This is a genomic window from Pandoraea sp. XJJ-1 (assembly GCF_026802345.1).
In the GTDB taxonomy this organism is placed as follows: domain Bacteria; phylum Pseudomonadota; class Gammaproteobacteria; order Burkholderiales; family Burkholderiaceae; genus Pandoraea; species Pandoraea cepalis.
In genome coordinates, this window is record NZ_CP113827.1 from 4693780 (window position 1) to 4709313 (window position 15534).

14 protein-coding genes are annotated in these 15534 nt (G+C 64.4%); 9 read left to right on the top strand and 5 right to left on the bottom strand.

All coding sequences use genetic code 11. The annotated features are described in order from the left end of the window. The first annotated feature begins 94 nt into the window (after positions 1-94). From glyQ to gloA, 6 genes are all read left to right on the top strand, one after another. Positions 95-1033 (top strand): glycine--tRNA ligase subunit alpha, encoded by a 939-nt coding sequence (gene glyQ, locus OYT13_RS21655; RefSeq protein WP_017235211.1) that lies wholly within the window; start codon positions 95-97, stop codon positions 1031-1033. Next, positions 1030-3159: a glycine--tRNA ligase subunit beta gene (gene glyS / locus OYT13_RS21660; RefSeq protein ID WP_268566921.1), complete on the top strand. Its 2130-nt coding sequence runs from the start codon at positions 1030-1032 to the stop codon at positions 3157-3159. Before glyQ ends, glyS begins: the two co-directional genes overlap by 4 nt. Before the next feature lie 32 nt (positions 3160-3191). Then, positions 3192-3785, top strand: coding sequence for a D-glycero-beta-D-manno-heptose 1,7-bisphosphate 7-phosphatase (gmhB, locus tag OYT13_RS21665; RefSeq protein ID WP_017235209.1), 594 nt, complete (start codon positions 3192-3194; stop codon positions 3783-3785). A gap of 91 nt (positions 3786-3876) precedes the next feature. Beyond that, complete coding sequence (locus OYT13_RS21670) at positions 3877-4680, top strand: lysophospholipid acyltransferase family protein (RefSeq protein ID WP_268566922.1); 804 nt, start codon at positions 3877-3879, stop codon at positions 4678-4680. Between the two features lie 85 nt (positions 4681-4765). After that, on the top strand, positions 4766-5644 hold the full coding sequence (locus OYT13_RS21675; RefSeq protein ID WP_017235207.1) for a M48 family metallopeptidase: 879 nt from the start codon (positions 4766-4768) through the stop codon (positions 5642-5644). Positions 5645-5755: 111 nt separating this feature from the next. Next, the gene (gloA, locus tag OYT13_RS21680; protein WP_026132205.1) at positions 5756-6157 is read left to right on the top strand and encodes a lactoylglutathione lyase; all 402 of its coding nucleotides are present in this window, start codon (positions 5756-5758) and stop codon (positions 6155-6157) included. A 108-nt stretch (positions 6158-6265) separates the two neighbouring features. On the opposite strand, the gene OYT13_RS25190 is transcribed toward gloA, so the two are convergent. Beyond that, on the bottom strand, positions 6266-6703 hold the full coding sequence (locus OYT13_RS25190; protein WP_327198102.1) for a rubredoxin: 438 nt from the start codon (positions 6701-6703) through the stop codon (positions 6266-6268). A gap of 240 nt (positions 6704-6943) precedes the next feature. Between OYT13_RS25190 and OYT13_RS21690 the strand changes: the two genes are divergently transcribed. Continuing rightward, positions 6944-7834: a DMT family transporter gene (locus OYT13_RS21690; protein ID WP_268566923.1), complete on the top strand. Its 891-nt coding sequence runs from the start codon at positions 6944-6946 to the stop codon at positions 7832-7834. On the opposite strand, the gene rsmA is transcribed toward OYT13_RS21690, so the two are convergent. The 4 genes from rsmA to OYT13_RS21710 are packed head-to-tail and all read right to left on the bottom strand — an operon-like array spanning position 7809 to position 13453. Further along, positions 7809-8642, bottom strand: a complete 834-nt coding sequence (gene rsmA, locus OYT13_RS21695) for a 16S rRNA (adenine(1518)-N(6)/adenine(1519)-N(6))-dimethyltransferase RsmA (protein ID WP_268566924.1) — start codon at positions 8640-8642, stop codon at positions 7809-7811. The genes OYT13_RS21690 and rsmA overlap by 26 nt on opposite strands. Positions 8643-8652: 10 nt before the next feature. Next, complete coding sequence (pdxA, locus tag OYT13_RS21700) at positions 8653-9732, bottom strand: 4-hydroxythreonine-4-phosphate dehydrogenase PdxA (RefSeq protein ID WP_268566925.1); 1080 nt, start codon at positions 9730-9732, stop codon at positions 8653-8655. A gap of 51 nt (positions 9733-9783) precedes the next feature. After that, positions 9784-11151, bottom strand: a complete 1368-nt coding sequence (locus tag OYT13_RS21705; RefSeq protein WP_268566926.1) for a peptidylprolyl isomerase — start codon at positions 11149-11151, stop codon at positions 9784-9786. Then, entirely contained in the window at positions 11144-13453 is a 2310-nt protein-coding gene (locus OYT13_RS21710) for an LPS-assembly protein LptD (RefSeq protein WP_268566927.1), read from the bottom strand. Before OYT13_RS21710 ends, OYT13_RS21705 begins: the two co-directional genes overlap by 8 nt. 214 nt (positions 13454-13667) lie before the next feature. On the opposite strand from OYT13_RS21710, the gene OYT13_RS21715 reads away from it, so the two are divergent. Both OYT13_RS21715 and murU read left to right on the top strand, forming a co-directional pair. Next, complete coding sequence (locus tag OYT13_RS21715; protein WP_268566928.1) at positions 13668-14753, top strand: aminoglycoside phosphotransferase family protein; 1086 nt, start codon at positions 13668-13670, stop codon at positions 14751-14753. Positions 14754-14772: 19 nt separating this feature from the next. Continuing rightward, positions 14773-15513: an N-acetylmuramate alpha-1-phosphate uridylyltransferase MurU gene (gene murU / locus OYT13_RS21720; protein ID WP_268567918.1), complete on the top strand. Its 741-nt coding sequence runs from the start codon at positions 14773-14775 to the stop codon at positions 15511-15513. Positions 15514-15534 lie beyond the last annotated feature (21 nt).

Consider the following 15534-nt stretch of genomic DNA (forward strand, 5'->3'; position numbering starts at 1 on the left):
AAATTCAATGTTTTAGTCTTTTGGCCGCGCTCGCGGCCGGGCCAAAAGACTGCGCAAAATCCGCATTTTTTCTGTTCGTCCGCGCGAATTCATCATGCTTACCTTTCAACAAGTCATCCTGACTTTGCAGGATTACTGGGACAAGCAAGGCTGTGCGTTGCTCCAGCCTTACGACATGGAGGTCGGCGCCGGTACCTCGCACACTGCCACGTTCCTGCGCGCGATCGGCCCGGAGCCGTGGCGCGCCGCCTATGTGCAGCCGTCGCGCCGTCCGAAGGATGGCCGTTACGGTGAGAATCCGAATCGCATGCAGCACTACTACCAGTACCAGGTGGTGCTCAAGCCGGCACCGGAGAACATTCTCGACCTGTACCTGGGTTCGCTGCGCGCGCTCGGCCTCGATCTGACCGAAAACGACGTGCGCTTCGTGGAAGACGACTGGGAAAACCCCACGCTCGGCGCCTGGGGCCTGGGCTGGGAGGTGTGGCTCAACGGCATGGAAGTGACCCAGTTCACGTATTTCCAGCAAGTCGGCGGGCTGGACTGCAAGCCGGTGCTCGGCGAAATCACGTACGGGATCGAGCGTCTGGCCATGTATTTGCAACAGGTCGAGAACGTCTACGACCTCGTGTGGACCGAATGGGAAGAACAGACGGCCGAGGGCCCCGTCACGCGTCGCCTGACCTATGGCGACGTGTTCCATCAGAACGAAGTCGAACAGTCGACGTACAACTTCGAGCATTCGAATCAACCGATGCTGTTCGGTTTCTTCGATAACTATGAGAGCGAAGCCAAGCGCCTCATCGAAGCCGAGCTCGCGTTGCCCGCCTACGAAATGATTTTGAAGGCCGCCCACACGTTCAACCTGCTCGACGCGCGCGGCGCCATCTCGGTGACGGAGCGTGCCGCGTATATCGGCCGTATCCGGGCGTTGTCGCGCCTGATCGCACAGGCCTACTACGCTTCGCGCGAGAAGCTCGGCTTCCCGATGCTGAACGCCCCCGCCGCCCCAACCCAAACGCAAGCCGCATGATGAGCACCGCACAACGCACCCTGCTGGTCGAACTGCTGACCGAAGAATTGCCGCCGAAGGCGCTGGCGCGTCTGGGCGACGCGTTCGCCGACGGCATTGCCAACGGCCTGCGCTCGCGCGGCCTCACCACGGACGCGAGCGTCGTCACGCCGTACGCCACGCCGCGACGCCTGGCCGTCTCGATCTCGAACGTGCTCGAACGCGCCCCGGACGCGACCATCCGCGCCAAGGTACTGCCGGTCTCCGTCGCCCTCGACGCCGACGGCAATCCGACGCCACCGCTGGCGAAGAAGCTCGCCGCCATGGGCTTTGCCGACCTGCCGGTCGCCCGCCTGGAGCGCGCGATGGATGGCAAGGCCGAGGCGTTCTTCCACACCTACACGGCGGCGGGCGCCCAACTGGGCGACGCGCTGCAAGGGGCGCTCGACGAGACGCTCGGCAAACTGCCGATCCCGAAGGTCATGAGCTACCAGCGTCCGGACGGCGAGACGGTGCAATTCGTGCGCCCGGTGCACGGCCTGATCGCGCTGCATGGCGACACCGTCGTGCCCGCCACGGCGATTGGGCTCGCCTCGGGCAACCAGACGCTGGGACATCGCTTCCTGTCGAACGGCGACGTCGTCGTCGCGCACGCCGACGCTTACGCCTCGACCCTCGCCTCCGAAGGCAAGGTGCTTGCCGGTTTCGCGGATCGCCGCGATGCGATTCGCACGCAGTTGCTTGACGCGGCGGGCAACGATCATGTGATCATGCCCGACGCACTGCTCGACGAAGTGACCGCTCTGGTCGAATGGCCGGCGGTCTACGCCTGCCACTTCGAAGAAGAATTTCTCGCGGTGCCGCAGGAATGTCTGATTCTCACGATGCAGACGAACCAGAAGTACTTCGCGCTCACCGACAAGCCGCTCGCCGAGGGCGGCCGTCTCACGAACCGCTTCCTGATCGTCTCCAACATCGCCACCGACACGCCCGAGCAGATCGTCACGGGTAACGAGCGTGTGGTGCGCCCGCGTCTCGCGGATGCGAAGTTCTTCTTCGAGCAGGACAAGAAGAAGCCGCTCGCGGACCGTGTGCCGCAGCTCGCGAACGTCGTTTATCACAACAAGCTGGGCTCGCAGTTCGAGCGTACGCAACGTCTGGTGCGACTGGCCGGTGCCATTGCGCAGATGATCCGTGGCGCGGACCAGAACGCCGTGGCGCTGGCCGAGCGCGGCGCCCTGCTGGCCAAGGCCGACCTGCTGACCGATATGGTCGGTGAGTTTCCGGAACTGCAAGGCACGATGGGCACGTATTACGCGCGGCACGACGGCGAAGCCGAAGACGTCGCGCGCGCCTGCTCGGAGCATTATCAGCCGCGCTTCGCGGGCGATGCCCTGCCCGCGAGCGACACGGGTCTCTTCGTGGCGCTGGCCGACAAGCTCGAGACGCTCGTCGGCATCTGGGGCATCGGCCTGCAACCGACCGGGGAGAAAGACCCGTTCGCGCTGCGCCGCCATGCGCTCGGGATCGCGCGTATGCTCGTCGAGCGGCGCCTGCCGGTCATGCTGTCGGATCTGCTGAACGTGACCTACCAGCAATTTACGTCAGGTGTCGCCAGTGACGCCTACCTGAGCGATGTCTACCAGTTCGTGCTCGATCGCCTGCGTGGCTATTTGCGCGAGCGTGGCTACGCCGCCAACGAGATCGAGGCGGTGCTGGTTTCCCCGTCGATCTATCTGGACCTGAGCGATGTGATCGAGCGCCTGGAGGCCGTGCGTACGTTCTCGGCGCTGCCGCAAGCCGACGCGCTTGCCGCCGCGAACAAGCGTATCGGCAACATCCTCAAGAAGACGGCGCCGCCGCCCGAGGGCGTCATCGAGGCGTCGCTGCTGATCGAGCCGGCCGAGAAAGCACTTGCCGCCGCACTGGACAAGGTCACCCCCGTGGTGGATGAAAAGTTCAGGGCGCACGAGTATGCACAAGCGCTGTCGGCGTTGGCCGACCTGCGCGATGCGGTCGACGCGTTCTTCAACGACGTGATGGTGATGGCCGACGACGAGACACTGCGCAACAATCGCCTCGCCCTGCTCAGCCATCTGCATCTGAAGATGAACCTCGTGGCCGATCTCTCGAAGCTCGCCGCTTGATTGCGGCTTAATGTCCCGGAAGCCTGTTCGTCATGGATTCGCGTAAAGACCGCACCCCCGGCCCCGCCGCCCGCAAGCTCGTGATTCTCGACCGCGACGGCGTCATCAACGCCGACTCGGATCAGTTCATCAAGTCGACGGATGAGTGGGTACCGTTGCCCGGCAGTCTGGAAGCCATCGGCCGCCTGAATCAGGCCAGCTACCGGGTCGTCGTGGCGACGAACCAGTCGGGCGTGGGGCGCGGGCTGTTCGACATGGCGACGCTCGGCGCCATGCACACGAAGATGTCGAAGCTGGCCGTCGCCGCCGGCGGCCGCATCGACGCCGTGTTCTTCTGCCCGCACACCGCCGCCGACGCCTGCGACTGCCGCAAGCCGAGGCCCGGCCTGTTTCAGGAAATCGCGCGCCGCTACGAGGTCGACCTGACCGGCGTGCCGGCCGTGGGCGATTCGCTGCGCGATTTGCAGGCGGCGGCGGCGGTCGGCGCACGCCCGCATCTGGTGCTGACCGGCAAGGGCAAAAAGACGCTCGCCGCAGGTAATCTGCCCGAAGGCACGCGTGTGCATGACAGCCTGCAGGCGTTTGTGAACGACCTGCTCGCCGAAGAGGACGCCAAGAGCGCGTGAGCGGCGCGGCGCTTGCCCGCCACATTACCCAGGACGCGCGTCGGCGCGCGTAGGACAATCGCTCCGGCACCCTATTTCAGGCCAAGATCCGATGTTGCAACTTCGTTCGATTCTCTTCTTCATCTTCCAGATCGTCTGGACGATTCCGTACGCCATCGCGTGCATCGTCTCCTTCCCATTCCTCTCGCGCGTGCAACGCTACTGGGTCGCGGCAGGCTGGTGCAAGGTGGTCATCTGGGTGGGCGACAAGCTGTGTGGCATGCGCTACCGGGTCATCGGATGGGAGAATCTGCCGGATACACCCGCGGTCCTGCTGTCGAAGCATCAGTCGGCCTGGGAGACGATTGCGCTGCCGGCGCTCATGCCGCGCCCGCTGTGTTTCGTGTTCAAGCGCGAGCTGCTTTACGTGCCATTCTTCGGCTGGACGCTGGGCCTGCTCAGCATGATTCACATCAATCGCAGCAAAGGCACCGATGCGTTTCAGTCGGTCGTTGCGCAGGGTCGCGAGCGCCTGGCCCAAGGATCGTGGATCATCATGTTCCCGGAAGGCACCCGCACGAAGACTGGCTCGCGCAACAAGTACAAGTCGGGCGGCGCGCGTCTCGCAACGGCGACCGGCGCGCCTGTGGTGCCCATCGCGCACAATGCCGGACGCGTCTGGCCGCGCAACACGTTCATGAAAAAACCCGGGGAAGTGATCGTATCGATCGGGCCGGTCATCGAGACGGCGGGCCGCACGGCCGAGGCCGTCAACGCCGACGTGACCGAATGGATCGAGCGCGAGATGGTGCGTATCGACCCGAGTGCCTATACGGCAAAGCCAGCGAAGACCGCATCCCAATCGACGGATTCCCCCGCTTCGTCGGACAAGCCCGACACCACGCCACGGACCTGACGCCATCTCCCGGAACCGTCTCATGTCGAAAGTCCAATCCGCTATGCGCGACACTCGCTCCCGGCATGAGACACCTGTTCCCCAGATGGAACTCGATCTGTTCGGCAACCCGGCGGCCGAAGCGAATGGGGTGGCCACGGACGTGCCAGCCCCTTCCGTCACACAGAGCCCCTCGGCCAGCGACACGAGCACGCGCCATGAACCCACGTCGGCGGCCCCGGGGCCGCGTCGCCTGCCCGCCGCCGGCGAGCGGGTGATCGTGCTCGACGGCCATGCCATCTACTACCGGTTCAAGCGCTCGTCACGACGCACCATCGGGTTCATGATCGACGAATCGGGACTGGCCGTCACGGCCCCGCGCTGGGTCACGCTCGCGGACGTCGAAGCCGCCGTGGTCGAGAAAAAGCGCTGGATCTTCAACAAGATCGCCGAATTTCGCGACCGCGCCGCGCGTCGTGTGATTCCGCGTGTGATCTGGGCCGACGCCACCACGCTGCCGTTCCTCGGCCACACGCTGACGATTCGGCTCGGCGCGAGCGCTCGCGCTGCACAGTACGACATCCATACGCATACGTTGTGGCTCGATTTGCCGCCGCAAGCCGCGCCGGAGCAGATGCGCGACCGCGTGCAGGGCTGGCTGCAGCAGGAGGCCCGCAAACTCTTTACGACGCGGCTGGAAGTCTATGGCGAGCGGCTCGGCGTGCGTCATTCGGCGCTGGGGCTGTCATCGGCCACGACGCGATGGGGCAGTTGCAGCGCTGACGGGCGTATCCGCTTGAACTGGCGGCTGATCCACTTCCCATTGGGTGTGATCGATTACGTGGTCGCGCACGAACTGGCACATCTGAAGGAGATGAACCACGGGCCTCGTTTCTGGCAGGCCGTGGCATCGATCTTCCCGGAATTCGAGTCGGCGCGCGACACGCTCAAGTCGCATGCGCCCGAGTGGCTACCAGAATTCTGACCGCACGGTCACGTCTGATCGTTAGCGTGGCTCAACGCTGCGTGAATGCAGCTCATTTTCATGCGCACGGGTACAATCGAGTTCTCGTTGTCCCCATCGGTTAAAAACATCATGCGAATGCTCCATACCATGCTGCGCGTCGGCGACCTGCAGCGCTCGATCGATTTCTACACGCGTGTGCTTGGCATGCAACTGCTGCGTCAGAGCGAGAACCCCGAGTACAAGTACACGTTGGCTTTTGTCGGCTATGGCGCCGAGTCGGAACACACGGTGCTTGAACTGACCTACAACTGGGGCGTGGAGAAGTACGAAATCGGCACCGCGTTCGGCCATCTGGCGATCGAAGTCGACGACGCCTACGTCGCCTGCGACACGATCCGTGCGGCCGGTGGCAAGGTCAGCCGCGAAGCCGGGCCCGTCAAGGGCGGCACCACGGTCATCGCCTTCGTCGAAGATCCGGACGGCTACAAGATCGAATTGATCCAGAAGCATTCGGCCAAGGGCGGCTTGTAAAGCCCGCCAGTCCGCGCGCCATGCGGTAACGGCCGCCCATTTGCGGCGGCCGTTACCCGGATGACACAACAGCGTGCCGGCTACCTTCGTGCAGACCGGCCCGACGCGTCAGAACTCCACCATCGCAAAGTCCTCCTTGCCCACGTCGCACAACGGGCAACGCCAGTCTTCCGGCACATCTTCCCAGCGGGTTCCGAGGGCAATGCCGTCGTCCGGACAGCCGAGCGCTTCGTCGTAAATCCAGCCACAGATCACACAGACCCATTGGCGGTAGGCCGGCGCCGTGTCGCCGGACACGACGCGCACAGCACCGTCGTCCTGCGTCGTTTCAGTCTTCTGCGGTGCCGCCGGATCCAACAGGGGGAACACGAGCGGCGATTCGGTCCCCGAGGCAACGGGTTCTGGCCGGCCCAGATGCGATTGCAGTGCGGCGAGCAATGCTTGCGCCTCGTCGCGAGTGAGATCGATCCAGTACGGATCGCCAGCCCCGTCGTTGAGTCGTGACGGGGAGAACTGAAGTTCGACGGCGGAGCCTTTCTTGTACATGCGCAATAGTGCGGAAAATGACGGCGGAGGCAGGCACCATGGCCCGCGCGGAGCATTGTATCGCCACGGCCATGTGCAATAAACCCGTGGAACAGGGAAACATAATGTCGCGAGACGAAACAATGCCTCCCGGATTACCCCTGTTACCTGCACCAGAATGCTGCCCGAGCGACCGGGATCGGAGACAATGAGCCACACAGCGTATCGGGCTCACGATACGTCGCCATCCGAACCAACTCCATGAAAACCACTCCGCGTCCGATCGATGCCGCCGCGCTCGCCATCATGTTTGGCCTATGTGCGGTTTGGGGCGGCCAGCAGGTCGCCGTCAAACTGGCCGTGCCGGTCGTGCCTCCCGTGCTGCAAGCCGGCCTGCGCTCGCTGATCGCGACCGTGCTGGTCGGCGGCTGGATGCTGTGGCGCCGTCAGAAGCTCTTCACCGGCGACGGCACCTTGCCGGCGGGCCTCCTCGCGGGCTTGCTCTTCTCGCTGGAATTCCTCTGCATCTTCGTCGGCCTGACGCACACGACGGCCTCGCGCATGGCCGTCTTCCTGTACTCGGCCCCCTGCTTTACCGCCATGGGCCTTCACTGGACGGTGCCGAGCGAACGGCTGCGGCCGATGCAATGGCTCGGCATGGCCGTCGCCTTCTGCGGCATCGTGATCGCGTTCTCGGACGGCAGCGGTTCGGACCTCGCGAAAACGTGGCCCGGCGACCTGCTCGGCCTCCTCGCTGGCGTGTTCTGGGGAATGACGACGGTGATCGTCCGGGCATCACGCCTGGCGAGCGCCGCACCGTCGAAGACGCTGCTTTACCAACTCGCCGTCTCGGCCGTGTTGCTGTGCGCACTGGCACTGGGGACAGGCAGCGTGCACGTCGGCCCGATGACGGCCACGACATGGGTCAGCCTCGCCTACCAGTCCATTGGCGTGGCGTTTGCCAGCTACCTGATCTGGTTCGGGATGCTGACGCGCTACAGCGCCGCCCGCCTCGCGTCGTTCTCGTTCCTAAGCCCGCTCTTCGGCGTGACGTTCGGCGTGCTGGTGCTGGGTGAATCGGTCGGCTGGCGCTTTGCGGGCGCCGTCGCGCTCGTGTTCGCCGGGATCAGCCTGGTGAACCGGCGCCACTGATGGCACGCGAGAGGTTCACGTATTCGTCGACCGGAACGTCCTCGGCGCGACGGGTGAGATCGAATCCCAGCGCATCGAAATCGACACGATCGCGGTAACTGTGCAGCGTGTTGCGCAGCATCTTGCGGCGCTGCGAGAACGCCTGCGCCACCACCGCACCGAACACGTCCAGATCGACCTGCGGCAGATCGGCCACGGCACGCGGAATCATCCGCACCACGGCCGAGTCGACCTTCGGCGGCGGATTGAACGCCTGCGGTGGTACGTCGAGCACCTTGTCCATCCAGTAGCGATACTGAAGCATGACCGAGAGCCGGCTGTAGTTGCTCGACCCCGCGGGCGCGACCATGCGCTCGACCACTTCGTCCTGCAGCATGAAGTGCTGATCGCGCACGAGCGCCGCATAGCGCATCAGATGGAAAAGCAGCGGACTGGAGATGTTGTACGGCAAGTTGCCGACGATGCGCAGCGGGGCTTCGTCGCGTCGATCTGCCGGAACAAGCGATCCAAAGTCGAAGTCGAGCGCGTCGCCCGCATGCACGCTCACGCGCTCACCGAACTTGCGCGTAAGGCGTGCAACCAGGTCGCGGTCGAGTTCGACCACATGCAAATGCGCGAGCCACTCTGTGAGCGGCGTCGTCAGCGCACCCAGCCCCGGCCCGATCTCGACCATCAGGTCGTCGGTGCGCGGCGAGATCGCGCCTATGATCGCGTCGATCACGCCCATGTCGACGAGAAAATTCTGACCAAAACGTTTGCGCGCCACGTGGCCCTGTTGGACGCCCGTGCGCTTCGATGCGCTACTCATGTGAAATTCCTTATGAACGCGGTTTTGCGGCGTGCGGATCGCCGCTCGCGCCTGCGGTCAATGATGCGTGTGTCGCGGCATTGGCTGCCATGGTGGCGGCCGTACGCAAGGCTTCAAGCAGGCTGCCGCTCTCGGCTTGCCCGGTGCCTGCGAGATCGAGGGCCGTGCCGTGATCGACCGACGTGCGGATGATCGGCAGGCCTAGCGTGATGTTCACGCCTGCGCCGAAGCTCGCGTACTTGAGCACCGGCAGTCCCTGGTCGTGGTACATCGCGAGAACCGCATCGGCCCCTTCGAGGTGGCGTGGCTGGAAGAGTGTATCGGCGGGATACGGGCCGCGGGCGTCGATGCCGGCGGCGCGCGCGTCGTCGAGGGCCGGTGTAATGACGTCGATTTCCTCGCGGCCGAGGTAACCCGATTCCCCCGCGTGCGGGTTGAGACCGGTGACGAGAATGCGCGGACGCGTCACGCCGAAATGACGCATCAGATCCTGATTGAGGATGATGAGCGTTTGCAGCAGATCGTCGTGACGAATCGCACCCGGCACTTGCGCGAGCGGCAGATGCGTCGTTGCCAGCGCCACGCGCAGTCCACCGCCGGCCAGCATCATCACGACACGTGGCGTGCCGGTGCGCTCGGCCAGGTACTCGGTGTGGCCGGTGAAGGCCACGCCACAGTCGTTGATCGTGCTCTTCTGTAGCGGTGCCGTGACAATGGCGTGATAGGTGCCGGCCAGCGCTCCATCGATGGCATCGTCGAGCAGGGCCAGCACGTAACGACCGTTGGCGGCGTCGAGCTTCCCTGCCTGTGCCGTGACGGCGAGCGGATGGTGCACGACACGCACGCGGGCAGCGGACAGCAATGCCTGCCAGGCGTCGCCGAGCCCCACGGCCTGCGCACGTGCCGCGAGCAGCGACGCATCGCCGAGCACGGCGAACTGGCAACGGAGAAGGGGGGCGTCGACGCTGACGTCGGTGGCACCGTCCGTGGGCGACAGGCACTTCACCAGTGCCTGTACCGTCAGCTCCGGCCCGACGCCCGCCGGTTCACCCGTGGTGATGGCGAGGACGAAGGACCGGTCGGAAGTCATGCCTGGGACGAGAGAGAGAAGAGAGGGGGACTGAAATGTCTCACACGCCGCTTACTGTTGCGCGCTATTGAGACGATAGTCGACATAAGCACTGTCACGCAGTTGCTGCAACCAGTCGCGGTACTGCTGCTCGGCCTTGCGGCCACGCAGTTCCTGCATCGCGACATTGCGCTCCTGATCGCCCGAGACCTGCGTCTCGCGATGACCCAGCACTTGAATCAGGTGATAGCCATACTCCGAGCGCACCGGGTCGCTGATCTGACCGTCCTTGAGTTCGGACATGGCGCGCTCGAATGCCGGTACGGTCTCGCCCGGCGAGATCCAGCCGAGATCACCGCCCTGCGATGCCGAACCGTCCGCCGAGAACTGTCGCGCGAAGTCGGCGAAATCGCCCTGGCCCGCTTCGATCTTGGCCTTGATGTCGAGCAGCTTTTGACGCGCCTGCGCTTCCGACACACCATCGCCCACCCGGATCAGGATGTGACGCGCGTGGATCTGCGGCACGGTCATGCCTTGCTCACCGCCCTGCTTGCGGGTCTCGACCAGCTTGATGACGTGGAAGCCGTTGTTGCTGCGAAGCACCTGCGGAACCACCGTCCCTGGCTGCAGCTTCTGAATCTGGCTCAGGTACAGATCGGGAATGCGTTCGGGAATGCGAAAGCCCATGTCGCCGCCGCTCGCGGCATCGGAGGCGTCCGAATACTGCTTGGCAAGCGCTGCGAAATCTCCGCCGGCTTTCGCCTTGTCCAGTGCTTCGTCCGCCTTCTTCTGCGCCGCACTGACCTGGTCGGGCGAAGCGCCCTCGGGCACCTTCACGAGGATTTCGCTCAGGCGGTACTCGGTTTCGGACGGCGTCGCCGTGGCACCGCGCTGTGCGGCGAGGAAGGTGTTGACTTCCGAATCGCTGACTTGCACCTGGCTGTCGACTTCGCGATCGCGCAGGCGTGCCATCACGATCTGTTCGCGCACTTCCTTGCGGAAGGCGTCCCATGGCACACCGGCCTGCGACAGTCTCGCCTTGTACTGATCGATGCTCAGATGGTTGTCGGCGGCGATGCGTTGCAGGGCCTGCTCGACGTCGGCGTCCTTCACGACGATGCCGTCTTCCTTCGCGCGCTGAAGCTGCACTTGCGTGACGATCAATTGCTCGAGCACCTGGCGCTGCAGCAGATCGGCGTCCGGAATCGGCCGCTTGGCGAGCACGAGCTGATGCTTGGCCTCCTCGATACGCGCGTCGAGTTCCTTCCGGGTGATCACGCTGTCGTTGACCACGGCCACGATGGAATCGACCGCGCGCACGGACGATGCAGGCGTCCCCGCGACACGGCTACCGACCGGCGCCGGCTGGGCCACCGCCACCCCGGCGGCGAGACACAGGCTCGCCAGCAGCGAGGCACGCTTCACAAACATGTCATTCATAGTTGCTGAATCGAGAAGGAATCTGGTTCGTCGGCGGCGCCTGATAACCCGGCACCCCGACCTTGAAGGCTTCTGTGGCGCTGTTGCCGGACTTCGTCAAGCCTTTTAGCTCCAACTGCGCGAAGATACGCGAAGTTGTCGTGGTGGCATTGGTCGCATAGCGCTGGAGCCCCACCCGGAAGGCCCAGCAGTCGGCATCATACTCGAAACCCGCCAGGGCATCGATGAAGGTCTTATCAGTAATGCTGTAGTTCAGGCGCCCCACAACGCCCAACCGCGGTGTGATCGGCCACTGACCGGAAAGTTCGACCTGATTGATCGGTGTGACGGTCAATGCGGTCTGTCCCACGACCGGCACAGGGTTTCGCAGGTAGCGGTAATACACGTTGAACACCCGTCGCTCCCCCGGGCGCCATGTCACGCCGACATCCGAGCGGTTGAACTGCGACGTGCTCGGGCTGTATTGCACGGCGGTGCTGAACGTGATGTTTCGGTAAAGCAATGCCGAACCTCCGACCAGGAAGTCGGAAATGCCAGCGTCTTCCGGCGTGCCGCCCGGCATCGTCACGAGCGAGCGTGTGAAGTTGTAGCGCTGCGCGTACCAGACACGGCCTCGTTCCACCCCCGACTCCGCATCGATCAGGCGCGAGGTCAGTGCCGCCGTCACGCGATTGGCATCCTGAATCCGGTCGACGCCGATGAACGAGTTCTCGCTGAAGATTTCCGCCAGGTTGAAGTCGGAAACCGCGCTGTCGAAAATCGGAATGGAACTTTGATTTCGATACGGCGTGTAGACATAGAACAAGCGCGGTTCCAGCGTCTGCCGCATCGCCGAGCCGAACAGGTTCAGCGGGCGCTCGAACGTCAGTCCGGTATCGAGACTGAGCGTCGGCACCGTGCGCGTGATCGACGACTGCATCGTCGAGCCGTTCGCATAATCGATGTTGTACGCGGCCGCGTTGAAGATGACCTTCGGCACGATAAAGTAGCCAGGGGTCAGGATCGGGTAGCTCAACGTCGGCTGCGCATAAAGGCGCTCGCCATTTGGCTGCCCCGTCGACGACGCAATCTGGAACCGGTTGTACTTGATCGGCATCGTGAAATCGAAGCCGTGGAAGTCCAGCTTGTTGTAGGTCGCCGACAGTTCCGGCACCGACTCGTACTGCGGCGCGGTCGGCGCGAGCGTCTGATACTTCAGCACTCGGGCAAGGAACGACCAATTGCCGTACCCCCACGTCAACCCGGCTTCGCGATTGTAGACACGCTGCACACCGGTCTGGAAGTTGGTGCCCGCACCGAAATCGTCCGGATAGGTGTCGTCCGAGACCTTCGTGAAGTTGACGTAGCCATTCACGCCGTAGCCGAGCGACTGGCTATGCTGCCATGTGAACGTGTAGCGGGCGTCCCCCGTAATTCGGTCCTTCGGCAGGTATTCGAAATGGAACAACCCTGCGTACGTCGGCTCAAGGTAGCGGAAGTCGCCAATGAGCATCGTGCCGCGCTTGGTCATGAAGCGGGGTGTGAGCGTCAGGTCACGGTTCGGCGCGATATTGAAGTAATACGGCGTCGCCAGCTCGAAGCCGGTGCGGCTCGACTGAGTGAAGGTCGGCGCCAGGAAGCCCGAGCGACGTTCGTTCGACGTCGGGAACGACAGATACGGGCTGGCGAGAATCGGCACGCCTTGGAAAAACAGGATGCCGTTGTACGCCGTGCCTTCCTGCTGCTCCTGATCGAACTCGAACTCGGACGCCTTGATGTACCAGGCTGGCGTCTTGCCGTCGTCCGTGCACGCGCAGGCGGAATACGTGCCGTGCTGCAAGGTCACCACGTTGCTCGCCTCGACGTCCGCGCGCTCCGACTTTCCGCCCCCGCCCGTCACGAGTTTGTAGGTCGGCGTCAGCATATAGCCGTCGCCCGCACCGGTGTACATATGCGCCTCGGGGCCGAGGAACAGATTGCCCCCTTGCGACAGGCGCGCATTGCCACGCGTCACGACCTCGTCAGAGTCCTGATCGTACGTGAGGCGATCACCCTTCACGAACGAACGGTACTTGCGCGCCTCAGCGTCGCCATCGACGGTCGCATCCACGTTGGTCCGGCCGGTGAGGTGCATGCCGCGCACATACATCGGCACGTCGTCTCCGGCGCCCAACGGGTTGTCGACGAGCGCCGGCACCGTGCGCAACACCAATCCGTCGCTCTTGGCAATATCGGGAGGGGGGGCTTCCTGCGCACCGGCGAGCGAACACCACACGCCCGGCAGGGAGAGCAGGAGTGCCAGTGGCTTTCGGCGCGCGCGCATCAGGCGCCGCAGCGAAGAAACATCATTCGTATGGACTTGTTTATCCGGCATGTACGCAAACAGCGTGACAATCGAGGCGCCGCTTGCAGGCAGCCAATCCCGCATGTCTGCACGGCGTTGCCGGGACATTCGGGACGGTCGATCGAGGTCGAGAAACAGGGCGTCTGGAAAACATGATCGGGTATTATATGGCAAGACGTTTACGACCCCCATCATGACCGCACATCCCGCTGCCTCCGCGAGTGTTTCCGACGCTTCCCACGCGCTCTCCAACACCACCGATGCTCGCCTGCAAGCCCTCGGCCACTGGCTCGCCAGCATCGCCGAACCGTTCGCGCTGGACATGGCGCAGTGGGCGCCGGCCTCCGCGGACGCCAGTTTCCGGCGCTACTTCCGTATCGGCAGTCACGATCCTGCGCATCCGAGCCTGATCGTGATGGACGCACCGCCGCCGCAGGAGGATTGCCGTCCGTTCGTGCACGTCGCCCAATTACTCGCCGACGCGGGCCTGCAGGCTCCGAAGGTGCTCGCCGAAGATCTCGCGCAGGGTTTCCTGCTGCTCTCGGACCTCGGGCGCGAGACGTATCTTGACGTCATCACCGAGGACAATGCCCGCCCCCTCATGCGCGCCGCGCTCGATGCGCTGATCGTCTGGCAGATGCAGTCCCGCCCGGACGTGCTGCCCGCGTACGACACGGCGCTGCTCCAGCGCGAACTCGATCTGTTCCCGGACTGGTACGTTGGCAAGCACCTGAAGGTGACGCTGAGCGCGGACCAACGGGCGACGCTCGACCGCATCAATCAGTTGCTCATCGACAGTGCGCTCGCGCAACCCAAGGTGTTCGTGCACCGCGATTACATGCCGCGCAATCTGATGCCGGGCCTGCCGGGCACCACGGGCCCCGGCATTCTCGACTTCCAGGACGCCGTCTACGGACCGCTCACGTACGACGTGATCTCGCTGATGCGCGACGCCTTCCTCAGCTGGGACGAGGAACGTCAGCTCGACTGGCTGGCGTATTACTGGGAACGCGCCCGCAAGGCCGGCCTGCCGGTCGACGCCGACTTCGGCGAGTTTTACCGTCAGGCGGAATGGATGGGGCTGCAGCGTCATCTGAAGGTGCTCGGTATTTTCGCGCGCATCAACTATCGTGACGGCAAGCCGCGCTATCTGGCCGACACGCCGCGCTTCCTCGGCTACGCGCGCAAGGTCGCCGACCGCTACGCGCCGCTCCGCCCGCTCGCCCAGTTGCTCGACGCACTGACCGGCCAGCGCACGGATGTCGGCTACACGTTCTGAGGCGCACCGCATGACCGCAATGAAGGCGATGATCTTCGCGGCCGGGCGCGGCGAGCGCATGCGCCCGCTCACCGACGCCACGCCCAAGCCACTGCTCGGTGTCGGCGGCAAGCCGATCATCGTCTGGCAGATTGAAGCGCTGGCGCGCGCGGGGTTCACGGATATCGTGATCAATCACGCCTGGCTGGGCGCGCAGATCGAGGCCGCGCTAGGCGACGGCCGCGCATTTGGCGTTCGGCTTGCCTACTCGGCCGAGGGCGAAGCCCTGGAAACCGCCGGCGGAATCGCCTGCGCACGTCCCTTGCTCAAAGGCGCCGGCGACGTGTTCCTGGCGATCGCGGGCGATATTTTCACCTCGTTCGACTACGCGGCGTTGCGACCTCATGCGGCACGCATGGCCGCGCAGCCTGCGCCCGGCATGCACCTGGTGATGGTGCCGAACCCACCGTTTCATCCGAAAGGCGACTTCGCCCTCGACCCGGCTGGCCAACTGCATCTCCCCGAGGCCGCCCCGCCCACGGCGCAGGCGCTGACGTTCGGCAGCATCGCGCTGTACGACCTCCGGCTCTTTGCCGACATCGCCTCGGGCACGCGCATGGCGCTCACCCCGCTGTACCAGCGCTCGATCGCCGCCGGGCGTGTTAGTGGCGAGCGCTTCGATGGCCTGTGGGAAAACGTTGGCACCCCGGCACAACTCGCTGCCCTGAACGCCGACGTGCAGGCCCGGCACGACGGCGCCCCCGGCAGTAGAATCGCCTGACGAAGTTTTCAATCGACCGAA